At 55.9% G+C, this 14,260-nt stretch carries 5 protein-coding genes; 4 read left to right on the forward strand and 1 reads right to left on the reverse strand.

The genetic code is table 11. The annotated features are described in order from the left end of the window. Positions 1-139: 139 nt before the first annotated feature. The 3 genes from AC5I5B_RS24265 to AC5I5B_RS24275 all read left to right on the forward strand — a co-directional run bounded on the left by AC5I5B_RS24265 (position 140) and on the right by AC5I5B_RS24275 (position 3,716). On the forward strand, positions 140-2,041 hold the full coding sequence (locus AC5I5B_RS24265; protein WP_174055182.1) for a PAS domain S-box protein: 1,902 nt from the start codon (positions 140-142) through the stop codon (positions 2,039-2,041). Next, positions 2,031-2,651 (forward strand): response regulator transcription factor, encoded by a 621-nt coding sequence (locus AC5I5B_RS24270; RefSeq protein ID WP_035262605.1) that lies wholly within the window; start codon positions 2,031-2,033, stop codon positions 2,649-2,651. Before AC5I5B_RS24265 ends, AC5I5B_RS24270 begins: the two co-directional genes overlap by 11 nt. 393 nt (positions 2,652-3,044) lie before the next feature. Continuing rightward, positions 3,045-3,716 carry a response regulator gene (locus AC5I5B_RS24275; protein ID WP_035262602.1) on the forward strand — a complete coding sequence of 224 codons (672 nt, stop codon included), beginning with the start codon at positions 3,045-3,047 and terminating at the stop codon, positions 3,714-3,716. 42 nt (positions 3,717-3,758) lie between these two features. Here the strand turns inward: AC5I5B_RS24275 and AC5I5B_RS24280 are convergent, their stop codons facing one another. Beyond that, positions 3,759-5,165 carry a sensor histidine kinase gene (locus AC5I5B_RS24280; protein WP_080850795.1) on the reverse strand — a complete coding sequence of 469 codons (1,407 nt, stop codon included), beginning with the start codon at positions 5,163-5,165 and terminating at the stop codon, positions 3,759-3,761. A 495-nt stretch (positions 5,166-5,660) separates the two neighbouring features. On the opposite strand from AC5I5B_RS24280, the gene AC5I5B_RS24285 reads away from it, so the two are divergent. Then, positions 5,661-14,126, forward strand: a complete 8,466-nt coding sequence (locus AC5I5B_RS24285; RefSeq protein WP_174055184.1) for a peroxidase family protein — start codon at positions 5,661-5,663, stop codon at positions 14,124-14,126. Positions 14,127-14,260: the final 134 nt, after the last annotated feature.

The raw sequence follows: 14,260 nt of genomic DNA on the forward strand, positions 1-14,260 counted from the left end.
TGCGATCTAGGTCACATAGAACTAGACCAAGGCAGTGCGAAAATAGACCTTCGTCTATCAATCTCGCCTAACGCGGCGTCGCGAAACCGCGTAACCTGAAGCAGGGCGGTTGCGCCGCGCATACCGGTGAGGGACAAAGTTGGACAAGCACAAGGAAGCCGATGCGATCATCGATTTGATCCCAGCAATGGCATGGTCGGCTACGTCCGACGGCATGCTCGACTTCGCCAGTCAGCACTTTCTCGAATATGTCGGCTTGCCACTCGCAGAGATAGCCGGGGAGAATTTCTATCGGCTGTTCCACCCGGCCGACACCACCCGCCTGGCCTTCGAGTGGCGGAGCATCATGGCTGCCAAGACGGGAAGGGAAGTCGAGGGTCGGCTCAGGCGCGCGGACGGCGAATACCGCTGGTGCTCCCTCCGGCAAAAACCTCGGCTGGATTCTGAGGGAAACGTTGCCAAATGGTACGGGGTCGTTCTCGATATAGAAGATCGCAAACGAGCTGAAGATGCGCTCAGGGAGACGAAGTCTGCGCTTGCGGCAAGCGAAGAGAACCTCAGGCTCATCATCAATTCGCTTCCGGTGCTCGTGTGGTCAGCGCGCCCGGACGGGAGCGCCGATTTCGTCAACCAGAGTTGGTTGGACTATGCCGGGCGGCCTGCCGACCAGATCCTCGAATGGGGTTTTCTGGATCTCTATCATCCCGACGATATTCCCGAGATGGTGGAAATCTGGAAGCGCGACCTCGAATGTTCAGATCATACCCGGTTGAAAGGACGCATTCGGGGTGCTGATGGGCAGTACCGCTGGTTCTATTTCTCAGGCCGAAAGCTGACGGATGCGAATGGCGTCGTGCGCTGGTTCGGTGTCAATATCGACATCGAGAATCTGCAGCGGGCCGAGATCGCTCTAAAAGAGAGTGAGGCGGCGCTAAGGAAGAGCGAACAAAAACTCAAGCTCATCATCAACACGATCCCTGCCATGGCCTGGTCATGTACGCCCGACGGGCAGCTCGAATACTGGAACCAGCATCTCACCAACTTCGTCGGACTGCCTTTCGAGGAGATTGTCGGCTTCGGCTTCTATCGCATGTTTCATCCCGATGACGTCGAACGGATGCGTGAGAGTTGGGAAGAGGTTGTCGCGACGAAACAACCTAAGCCAGTAGACGCCCGTATCAGACGGTTCGACGGCCAATACAGGTGGTTCAACCTGCAGCAAAGCCCCCTGCTCGATCCGGAAGGAAATGTGGTCCGATGGTACGGCGTCGTTGTCGACATCGAGGATCGCAAACAGGCGGAAGAGTCTCTTCGCCAGAGCCAGAGCCACCTTGCGCACGTTACACGGTTGACGACCATCGGCGAGCTGGCGGTTTCCATTGCGCACGAGATCAATCAGCCGCTCATGGCGATCGTGACGAATGCCGGAACCTGCCTCCGCTGGCTTAAGGACGGACATACAGATCTGGAACAGGCTCGTCTGGCCGCGGAACGCATCGTGCATGATGGCCACCGCGCCGGCGAGATCGTCGCCAGCATACGCGGGATGGCCCGGAGATCGCCGGTGCGGATGGAAAGGATCGACTTCAAGCGGGCGCTACGTGATGTGCTTTTTCTTCTTCGGGAAGAGTTGCAATCGCGAGGTTTGCAGATCGTCATGGACCTCACGCCAGAACCCGTCGATATCTTGGGCGACCGCACCCAGTTACAGCAGGTTCTTCTCAATCTGATCATGAACAGCGCTGAAGCAACACCTCGTGGCGCCGAAGCGGTCATGACAGTCAGTTGTAGGCAAGGTCCAGAGGGCGAAGTCGAGGTTAGTGTTTCCGACACAGGTTGTGGCATACCGCCGGAACAGCTCGAGCAGGTATTTGAGCCATTCTATACGACGAAATCTGACGGGATAGGGATGGGTCTTTCTATCTGCCGCTCCATTGTTGAAGCTCACGGCGGGCGGATCTGGGCCACAACCAATCATCCTCGCGGAAGCTCATTCACCTTCACGCTCTCGAATTCCAAGGACGCAGCCGTTGATCGATGACAGGAAGAACAGGCAACCCACTGTCATCGTCATAGATGACGATCAAAGCGTGCGCGAAGCCCTAAAGGGCCTCTTCGAGTCCGTCGGGCTCGCCGCTGAGGTACACGGCTCGATTAAGGATTTCATAGCTGCAGACGATCCCGAAAAGGCCGGTTGCATCGTCCTCGACATCCGCCTTCCCGGTCAGAGCGGACTGGAGTTTCAGGAGGTTTTGGCGAAGAGCGATCTTCCCCGGTCCGTAGTCTTGATCAGCGCCCATGTCGATGTGCCCATGGCGGTGCGGGCGATGAAGGCGGGTGCCATTGACGTTCTCAGTAAGCCGGTCCGTGAGCAGGATCTGCTAGACGCCGTCAACCGCGCAATCGCCAATGACGCCGCTCGCCGCGATGAAAAAGCAGCGAAAGCTGCCACCCAAGCACGGTATATGACGCTGACTGAACGCGAGCGACAGATTTTGACATTGGTGATCGCCGGTAAACTGAACAAGCAGATTGCAGCAGAGCTGCAGCTTGCAGAGCCAACGGTGAAGCTACACAGAGGCCACATGATGCGAAAGATGAAGGCAACATCAGTCGCCCACCTTGTCAAACTCGCTGGTGACCTGTTGTAGGTGAAATCGACGGCCGCTGGCTCGCCAGGTGCTGTCATTTTCGCGAGCGACTGCCACATATATGATTTCCTTTGGCGCGAAGGCGACAGGGCTCCTTTCCAAGACGATGTCTGCTTCCAGGCAGGGGCAACGACTTGCCTTATGACAGTTAAGCGGGCGCGTTGCCGACGTTCAACCGCCGCGCGCCAAAGGACACGCCAAACCGCACCATCAGGAAATGTCGCGCGCGCTGACACGCAATTCCACGGAATTGCCATCAAATAACACGAAATGATTAATCCGGCAGTAATACTTTAGCCTCGCTTTTCCGTAAATATATTCACTTATAGCGAGTTGTTTACACCGATTCTATTGTGGTATCTTCTCAGTCAAAATAAGTGTGAGGCGGCATCAATGTCATCACCTGTCAGCGTACCTGTATCCGTCGCGTTTGTGGACGATCACCCTATTCTTCTTGAAGGGCTTGTAAGTCTTTACTCGAACAAAAAAGATCTCAAAATTGTTGGTCAGGGCCACAACGCTGTAGATGCAATCAAAATCACTGAACAGCTTTCGCCTGACGTCATCGTCGTTGATCTCAGCATGCCCGGCGACTCGATGGCGGCGATTGAGGTGATTGTTCAGACAATGCCGGGAACCAAGGTCGTAATCTTCACGGCGACCTCCAGTATCGAGACAGCGATCAAAGCTCTCAATTGTGGCGTTTCCGGTTACGTACTTAAAGGAAGCAGTTCAACAGACCTTCACGACGCAATTATTGCCGCGCACAACGGCGAGACATATATGACGCCAGGCTTCGCAACGAGGGTCATCATGTCGATGAAAGCGGCAGAGGCGAGACAGAAAGCTATACAGCAGAAGCGCTTAAGCGTTCGCGAAGAACAGATTGTCTCCTACCTCATGAGAGGGCAGACAAATCGTGAAATAGCCAGAAGTCTCGACATAAGCGAAAAAACGGTCAAACATTACATGACGATCCTGATGCAGAAGCTCGACGTACGAAATCGTGTCGAGGCCGTTCTCGCCGCACAAAAAATCGGTGGGCCACGCGATCTCTTCAACTAGGATGACGCCCAAAATTTCCACAGCCTCTGCGCCAGACGGCCGCTAGATCATCTCGTCCGACGAAAGCTGATTGATGGGCAAAACTGCGACAATGATTGTTCCCGCCGCGCGCCTGAATATCCGCATTTTCCCGCCAAATGACCTTACACGTCGCTTCTGACTGGTCAAACCAAGTTTCACTCGGGCTGCCGCATTTTGATCTGGACGCACAACACGCTCCCCCACATCAGCCACCACGATAATGAGTTTGTTATCGTGGATGCGGTATCGTACCCTCTGCCTGTTATTGGCCGCGTGTCGGAATGCATTCATCAACCCTTCCTGAATAAAGCGATAGACACAGACATTCAGGTGGGGTTGGTACATCTCGTGCGGTATCAGGCCGTCCATCTCAACGGGAAACGCTGTGAGATCCCTGTAGCGTGCCACGGCGAGCTTTATTGTTTCACTTAAGCTGAGTTCGTCAAGTTCAGGCAATGAGAGGCCGGCGGAGATTTTGCGCAGATCCGCAAGAACGCCTGAGACGAAATTCAACAGCTTTTCAAGATCAGGGTTGACCTTCCTTCCGCTTAAGCGCTGCTCTGCAATCATATCGCTCAGGCGAAGACTTATAAGGGTGAGAACCTGCACTGGGCCATCATGCAGATCGTTGCCAATCTGGTCGAGTATCTTCTCATTCAGCTTGCCGGCTTCGAGTCTGGCATAGTCTGCTGCTTTCCTCAGCTTGTCGTTTTGCTCCCACAGATCCAGGGCGTTCAGGAGGTTCGCCTCGATCGCTCGCTTTTGACGGGCAATCAGCCGGCTTGCTGTTAGTGCCATGAGATACAACAATCCAAGCATTGGCAAAGCCACGCCGGCCACAATCAGGAATGTTCCGCGCCGCGCAGAGCGAAGCTCAGCGATCAAATAATTCGGTTCTTCGTAAAACTCTCCAACGAGAATGACCTTGCCATTCCGGTCACGAAGAAGGGGCGCGTAGACCTCTAACAGAAGGTTCTGCTTTTCCTCGCCGGTATAAACATGTTTCTCCACCTCCGTACGGGATACAACGATCTCACCTGACAAGGCCGACCTCAACTCATCGAACACTCTTGGATGGTCGATTTTTTGATCGTTTGTCGCATAGAATATACTGCCATCGGCCCGCCAAAGTTTGATCGTGCGAACGTGCTGACCGATAGGCCCTGTGCCGAGCAGGTTTTCGAGGTGCGAGACCAGGACAGGGTCAATCGTGTCCTTGTGGAGATCAGCCTCCTTGATAAGGGGAGAAACAAAGGTTTCGAGATAAAGAGCTCCAACCCCGCCAGCTCCAGCGAGCATGGCGCGTTCAACCCGATCGGCAGCCCAGAACGTAAGGCACGACATCAACACAATCACGATCGGTGACATCAGGATCATGAATTGTGTCGAAAGATGCAGATCCCGGAACCAGTCTGTCAAACGTCGCAAGGACGATCTCCATTTTCCAGGAGATCCACTATGCGATTTTGCTTCTTCACCAGTATCGTCAGACAGCGAATGTCTCATGTCCCAACCTGCTGATGTTCGATGCACAAACCTCGTCGAACTCGCATTCATGAGAGACCGAAAGGTCCCGGATTTAAGCTTCGACAAGATTCAGGCAGGCATACTCTGCTACGATTATATAATTATTTCAGCAATTTAACTTAAAATTCGGAATTTCGCAAGATCACGTCACCCTTGGGCTGAGGACCACCAGACCAAGGTCCGATGAACTGTTGGGACCAATGGGCCTGAAAGAACTGGACCATGTGAAGTGTTCTTACGCAAGCGTTTCATGCAACCTGAGATCATGAAGGCTAGGGGAATCTCCCTCCGAGCGAATGGAGGAGATTGTGATTGTGCCTGGTGGCCAGTCGGAAACATTCAAAGCCTCCATCCAATGTAACGGCGTTTTAGCGCTTAAGCGCTTCGGAGGGGAAAATGGCTGCTTTTACACTCAACCAGGCTGATCTGGCGTTTGTGCTTCACCAGATCAAGGTCGCGGAAGTCCACGCCTCAGGCGTTCCGCTCACTGAAATCCGCCTCAACCCTGATGGAACGGTGATTTCCGACCGGTCACAATACGATGCAGTTACAGGTCTCTACCTTGGCAACCCGGCAACGCCTCGCGCCATTCCCGACCCGCATGTGCCGGTCGGTCTTCGTACCGTTGATGGCACCTACAACAACATCGTGGCAGGCCGCGAACTCTGGGGGGCCGCCGATCAGGCCATGCCGCGTGCGCTTGATCCGAATTTCCGCAACGATGCCGATGGCGACACGATGTCGCTTGGAGGCCCCGCCGTGGTGACGAACACCGATTACAGCGTCGTCGGCACGCCTTCCCCATCAAATGGCGGTCATACAGGCAACGTCGCGGACGCAGACCCGCGCATCATCTCGAACCTGATTTCCGACATGAGCATCAACAACCCGGCTGCTGTATCAGCCTGGTTCAACAATCCTCTGGCGGTAGCGGCATGGGAAGAGGCCAACCCCGGCATGGTGCCCGTGGCACCCGGACAACCTCTTGGCACTAACGGTGTGTACCTCACCAATGCCGACCTTGCTTCAATCCCGAACATTGCACCTGACGAAGGCCTCTCGGCCCCGTTCAATGCGTGGATGACATTTTTTGGCCAGTTCTTCGACCATGGTCTTGACCTGATCAGCAAGGGCAACAACGGCTCGGTATTCATCCCGCTACAGGGCGACGATCCATTGGTGCTCGGCGCTGACGGGCTTCCTGGAACAGCCGACGACTTGCCCCCAAGCTTGCGCTTCATGGTTATCACCAGAGCAGACCCTGTTGATGGCCCCGGTGCAGACGGTGTACTTGGAACGGCTGATGACACACATCACGAAGCCCGCAACACCACAACTCCGTTCGTGGACCAAAACCAGACTTACACCTCACATCCATCCCATCAGGTTTTCCTGCGTGAATACGCAACAATCGGAGGCGTCACTGTCGCGACAGGTCGTTTGCTTGATGGCCCGCCCCCAGCCGGTTCTCCCGCCGGAACACATGGTGGCCTTCCAACATGGGCAGACATCAAGGCCAACGCCCTGCAATTCCTCGGCATCCAGTTAAGTGATGCTGACGTCGTCAACCTGCCTCTGATCCGCACCGACCAATACGGCAATTTCATTCCCCATCCTTTGACGGGCTATGCGCAGGTTGTAACGGGTATCGGTGCAGACGGTATTCCAAACACTGCCGACGATGCCGTCGTTTCAGGTACACCCTCGGCACCTGTCAACACATTCGCGTCGCTGGCGCTGCGCACCGGCCATGCCTTCCTGGACGACATCGCGCACAACGCCAACCCCTTCAACAGCCAAACGGGTGCGTTGAAAACTGCGGACGCAGATGATGTTGTCAACAGTGGGCCTCTTGCATCCGGTGTCTATGACAACGAGTTGCTGGAGCGTCATTTCATTACGGGTGATGGACGCGGTAACGAGAACATCGGACTGACTGCTGTTCATCACATTTTCCACTCCGAGCACAATCGTCAGGTCGATTCCCAGAAACTGACGATCCTGCAAAGCGGCGATGTCGCCTTCATCAACGAATGGCTGGCAACGGATATCAGCGGCCTTCCAGCCGGCTTTGAAAACCTTCCGGCGATTGATCAGCTCGCTTATGCGCAAGGACTGAACTGGGACGGCGAGCGCATGTTCCAGGCAGCCCGGTTCGCCACAGAAATGCAGTATCAGCACCTTGTCTTCGAAGAGTTCGCACGCAAGATTCAGCCGGCGATTGACGTCTTTGTTTTCAATTCGGTAACGGATGTCAATTCGTCAATCTTTGCCGAGTTTGCCCATACGGTCTATCGCTTCGGGCACTCCATGCTGACCGACGGGATGCCACGCGTTTTCCTGAACGCCGATGGTACGGAAACGGCAGCGACCGAGCCTGAGCTGAACCTCATCGAGGCCTTCCTCAATCCTGTGGCATTTGCTCTCAACAGCACCATCAGTGCCGATCAGGCAGCCGGAGCCATCGTACGTGGCATGGTCGTCGAGCACGGCAATGAAATCGACGAATTCATCGTCAGTTCCCTGCGCAACAACCTGCTTGGCCTGCCGCTGGATCTCGGTGCGATCAACATCGCTCGCGGTCGCGATACGGGCGTGCCTTCACTCAACGACGCCCGTGCACAACTTTATGCGGCAAGCGGCTCCACCTTCCTCAAACCCTATGACAACTGGGTTGATTTCGCCGCCAATCTCAAGAACTCGGCCTCCGTCATCAACTTCATCGCGGCCTATGGCACACATGGAACGATTACTGGCGAGACCACGTTGGCCGGCAAGCGGGCGGCTGCGACAGCGCTCGTCATGGGCGGCGATGGTGCCCCTGCGGACCGCGTTTCCTATCTCACGAGCACAGGGACATGGGCGGGCGTGGAAACGGGCCTCAACCTGATCGATCTTTGGATTGGCGGCCTTGCGGAAAAGAAGATGCCCTTTGGTGGCATGCTCGGATCGACATTCAATGCGATCTTCGAAATGCAACTCGAAAATCTGCAGGATGGCGACAGGTTCTATTATCTGACCCGTACACAGGGCCAGAATTTCCTCAACATGCTGGAGCAGAACTCGTTCGCCAAGATGATCATGGCGAATACTGATATCGCCCAGCCTGGCGCCGACGGCATCAGAGGCACCGCCGACGATGTCATCGCCCGCCACCTAGGCGTCGACGTCTTTGCCGATTACGATTTCGTCCTCGAGATCAACAAGGCAAACCAGGTCGGCGACGACCCAGTCGGGGACGATCCGATCATGGCCGCTCTTGGTCTCGGTAAGGTCCAGCGTGACGATTTGACCACTGCCGATGTTGACGAAAGTGTCGCTGACACCAGCGTCGATCAAAGCGGTGCTACAGGACACTATCTTCGCTTCACTGGTGGTGAACATACCGTGGTCGGCGGCACCATAGGCAACGATACCATCATTACCGATTTCGGCGACGACGGTATCTGGGGCGACGCAGGCGACGACCGCATCGAAAGCGGTGCTGGGGTCGATCTCGTCAATGGCGGCGCAGGCAACGATATCATCACTGACTCTGGCGATACCGGCGACTTTGTGAAGGGTGATGAAGGCGACGACGTAATCGCCAATTCGAACGGCATGGATATCGTCATGGGCGGAACTGGCAAGGACGTCGTCTTTGTCGGCGTCGACGACACGGAAGTGTTCGGCGGTGATGGTGATGACTTCATCCTTGGCGGTGACGGCGTCGATCTTCTCATGGGCAATGAAGGCGACGACTGGATGGAGGCGGGCGGCGGCTTCGACACCACGGCTGGCGACAACTCCGAGCTGTTCTTCAATTCGTCGATCGTCGGTCACGACGTCATGTTTGCCGGCAATGAAGAACACGATTTCGACGCGGAATCCGGCGACGACATTATGGTTCAAGGCGAAAGCGTCATGCGCAATGAGGGCATGTTCGGCTTCGACTGGGCAATATTCAAAGACGTGAAGATGAACGCCTACGCAGATATGCGTATCCCGATTTTCACCACAGAACAGGAAGATATCCTTCGCAACCGGTTCGACAAAACAGAAGCACTTTCCGGCTGGAATTACAATGACACCTTGCTTGGCGACGACCGGGTCTTTGGTGACTTGGCGCCTGGCGATACGGTTGCCACGACAGAGGGCATCTTCTTCAAGGATGGTTTGACGCAGGCAGGCGTAGATCGCATTGAGGGCCTGCGCACGCTTCTTGGCAACCTCATCGCAGCGGCTCCGGCTGATGTTGATCCCGAAACGATCACTGCCTTCGACCGGGGCAACATTCTCCTCGGTGGAGCAGGAAGTGACTCGCTGCGGGGCAATGGTGGAGATGACTTCCTCGATGGCGACGCATGGCTCAACGTTCGTATTCGCATCACGCCTGTCGGCGCCGAAAACTCGGACGGTAATCAGATTGCAACGGTGGACAGCCTGAAACATGTCTTTACCGAAGATGAGAATCCAGCCTGGGCTGGAAAGTCGCTCTTTGAATTGATGATCTCCCGTACCATCGTGCCAAGCCAATTGCATATCGTGCGAGAGATTGTCTCATCGACAACACCCCTCGCCGGTACTGATACCGCAGAGTTCAACGATGTTCGTGCAAACTACACGATTGTCAGAAATGTTGACGGCAGTTTCACGGTCACCCATAACACCGTCAGCAATGTTGTGGATCCGTTGACCGAACGAAATCTCGTGTCGGACGGTGTCGATACCCTGCGGAACATTGAAGCCGCGCGATTTTCCGACGGCGTCGAGGTCGCCCTTGTGAACAGGGCGGCGACCGGTGCACCGGTTATCAGCGACACATCGCCCACCGAGACACAGACATTGACTGCGGATACCTCCGGTATCGCCGATGAAAACGGCCTTGGAACATTCAGTTTCCAGTGGCAGACATCGACCAACGGCACGACCTGGGCAAATGTTGGGGCTAACTCGGCAAACTTTACTCCCCAGCAGCCTCAGGTTGGCCAACAGGTGCGCGTGGTCGTCAGCTTCACCGATGGGTTCGGCTCTGCTGAGCAAGTCGTTTCTCCGGCTACCGAAGTGGTCGGCGACGTCATTAGCGCCAGCAACGTCGGCACCGTCATCACTGGTACGGCAGGCGCGGATATCATTACCGGAAACCGCGGGAATGACACGATCAACGCCTTGGGCGGTGACGACGTTATTAACTGGAGCGCGAGCCTCCTGGGGCTGTTACCCGATGGTCGGGACAGCGTGAACGGCGGCGCTGAGGGCCTCGACGGAGACTCTTTTGTTGTCAACGGCTCCGCACTTGCCGAGACCTATCGTGTCTATACCCGCGCAGCAGCAGTCAGCGCAGGAATGACAGGGATCGCCACGGCAACGGAAATCGTCATTACGCGCAATGGCACCACCAACGGCGCGATTATTGCAGAGCTGACCGACATCGAGGAAATCGTCATCAACACCGGGGCGGGAAACGATACAGTCTTGGCAATCGGCGACTTTTCTCCGACCAATCTCAGCTTCAACACGATCACCATCAATGGTGGAGCGGACGACGAGACTGTCAACATTTCCGGGTTGATGTCAGCACATCGTATCCTGTTCCGCAGCAATGGCGGTGACGATACGATCGTTGGAACCCTGCGCCCACAAGACGTGGTCGAACTGGCACCAGGCCAGCAGCTTTCCAGCTATACTCTCGTCGATAATGGCAACGGGACGAAATCCTTCTCAAATGGGGCTCATTCGATAACCTTTACCGGTAGCGTCGTGCCCCATTTCCAGGAAGCCACTTCGGGCGAGGACGGTGATGATATTTCCGGTCACTTCGAATACACTCCGAGTGACCTCGCTGGCATCAAGGCGCTCGTAAATGGCCTATCACCGGACGGTTCCGACGACCCTGTTCCAACGGGTGTCCGCACCCTGTCAGGTCATGGTAACAACGCTGCAGATCCCGAGGCAGGCGCTGTGGATACGCCATTCATCCGCATCACCCAATCTCACTACGGGGAACCGGACGACTTTGGAAATTCCGCGATCAATCCGATTTTTGCCGGACTCGATCCCCGCAACATCAGCAATATTCTAGGGGCACAGGAAGCAAGCCTTCCAAAGGCCGATGCCAACATCTTCTTCATGGCGTTCGGGCAGTACTTCGACCACGGCCTTGATTTTCTCGGCAAAGGTGGAAATGGCACGATCCAGATCGGCGCTGCTGGCAACGGCGCACCCGGCTCTGGCAATCCGGCTGACCTGACGCGCGCAACCGTCGCCTATTATGACGATGGCGTTCCACAGCACATAAACAAGACATCGCCTTTCGTCGATCAGAACCAGGCTTACGGCTCCAATGATCTGGTTGGCCAGTTCCTGCGCGAGGGCGATGGATCGGGCGGTCTCGGGTCACATCTGCTTCAGGGCGGTGCGGATCCATCCAACCCCAACTTCAAGCTGATGCCGACGCTGCGTGATCTCATCCTGCATCACTGGGAGAACGACACCGTTTTCCACTCGCCCACTCTCGCAGGCGGTCAGGTGAGCTTCCGCTCCTACTTTCCGGGTCTCGTAGCGGCAGGCGTCGTCAACGAAGCCATGGTTTCCGGGCTTGCTTCGGACTTCATGGGTAGCACGCACGCACTGCTTCTCGACACCAACCCTTATATCAGCCTGCTCGATCACTACGTGGCAGGCGATGGCCGGGCAAACGAGAACTTTGCCCTTACTTCAATGCACACCATCTGGGCCCGAAACCACAATTTTCATGTGGCAGGCCTTGAGGCGGCCGGTTTTGATGGAACAGCCGAGGAACTGTTCCAGGCCGCCAAGATGATCAATGAAGCCGAATATCAGCGTGTTGTCTTCACTGAGTTTGCGGACAAGCTGATCGGCGGGATCAGGGGAGATGGGGATCATGGTTTTTCGGAATACAATCCGAATGCCACAGCTGCGATCAGTCATGAATTCGCCGCGGCTGTCTACCGGGTCGGCCACTCGCTGATCGGCCAGACCATGACGGTGCTTGACGCAGATGGAAACCCCACCCAGGTAGCATTGTTCGATGCCTTCCTGAACCCCACCAATGATCCATCTGCCTTCAAGCTGCCGCTCAGCACACTTGCGCAGTTCGGATACGTGCCGCAGGAAGGCTACGAGCAACTTGGTGTGAGTGCGATCCTTGGAGGTATCGCGACACAACCCGCTGAAGCAGTCGATTTCAACATTGTCGATGCCGTGCGAAACGACCTCGTCCGTATCAACGCGGACCTGTTTGCCTTCAATGTTGCCCGAGGCTGGGACGTCGGACTTGGAACGCTCAATCAGGTTCGCATGGACCTCGCAGCATCCACCGACCCTTATGTTGCAGAAGCGCTGGGTTATGCAGGAGCAATGACGGCCTACACATCCTGGGACGACTTCCAGAGCCGCAACGGCCTTTCCGATACCGTAATCACCCAGTTCCGGCAGGCTTATCCGGACCTCGTTCTGGAAGCCGGCGAAATCGCAGCTTTTCGCGAAATCAATCCTGATATCGAGATTGTAATGCAATCCAATGGGACTGGTGTGGTCAAGGGGATCGACCGTGTCGATCTTTGGGTCGGAGGACTTGCCGAGAAACACATCAATGGCGGCATGGTCGGACAGACATTCTGGGTCGTATTGCAGGAGCAGTTCGATCGCCTGCAGGAAGCTGACCGCTTCTACTACACAGAGCGTTTCGACGATTTCGATTTCTATGAAAACTTCATCGACGGTCAGGAGTTTGCCGACATCATCGCCCGGAACACCGGCCTGACCAATCTTGAAGAAGATATCTTCTCGCCACGCGTCGAAGACAACGAGGAGGAAAACAACGACGACGATGATGACGATGATGACGACGGCAACGGCGACGACGAAGAGGACGGTGATGATGGCAACGGCGAGGAGGGCGATGATGACAGCTGCTCGCACGAAGACGACGATGACGACGGACCGATTGTCTCGATCCCGATCGCAGCCGTTGCACTGATCGGTACAGCGTCTGGTGAAGTGCTCGCCGGCCAGGGCGGCGACGATACGATCCTCGCGGGCGGCGGTTCTGACATCCTTTCCGGGGAAGCAGGGTCCGACATTCTGAGGGGCGAAGACGGTGACGACGTCATAGTTGCAGCTGCGGACAACGATGTTGCGAGCGGTGGCAGCGGCGACGACGAACTGCATGGCGGCGCCGGCCACGATGTGCTCTTCGGAAATAGCGGGGCGGATCTTCTCTTCGGAGATTCCGGCAACGACACCATCGAAGGTGGTGCGGGTGACGACCAGGCCTGGGGTGGCGACGGGGACGATATCGTTCTTGCAACAGCCGGCGACGGCAATGACCGGTATTGGGGCGATGGCGGCAAGGATACGCTCGATTACTCCGTCTCCACGTCAAATCTGACCGTAAATCTAGGCACGGGCCTTATGGGACACGGCACCGTCATTAGCGCAACGACAGGAAACGACGCGTTCTACAGCTTCGAGAACTTCGTGGGCGGCTCCGGCCATGATGTGATCACTGCTTCGAATGCGGCGAACGTGATGGATGGCGGTCTTGGCAACGACACCTTCCAGTTTACAACGACAAGTGCAGCCAATGGCGACTCAATCTACGGTTTCCAGCCTGGCGACAAGATCGACTTCGCGGCAATCGACGCCAACACGGGCTCTTCGGGCAAGCAGACCTTTACGATCAACAGTCCAGCATCGCTGACTGCGACGGGGGGAATTGCGATTACGCACGAAGTTCGTGACGGAGAGGACTTCACGGTCATTCGTGGTCATACCGATGCAGACGGGAATGCTGACTTCGAACTGGCCGTTTCCGGAAAGCACCACCTGACCAACAGTGACTTCTCCGGGGTTTCCTGAGCAACCGCGAACGAACGGAGGCAGCGCCTCCCGTTAGCTTCAAAATCCCAACGCCGGTGAGTACTGGCACCGGCGTTGCAAGTGAAATGGGATGTCTTGGGTCAACGCGATCACTCCGGACATGCCGCGGACTT

The organism is Agrobacterium sp. (assembly GCF_059499945.1).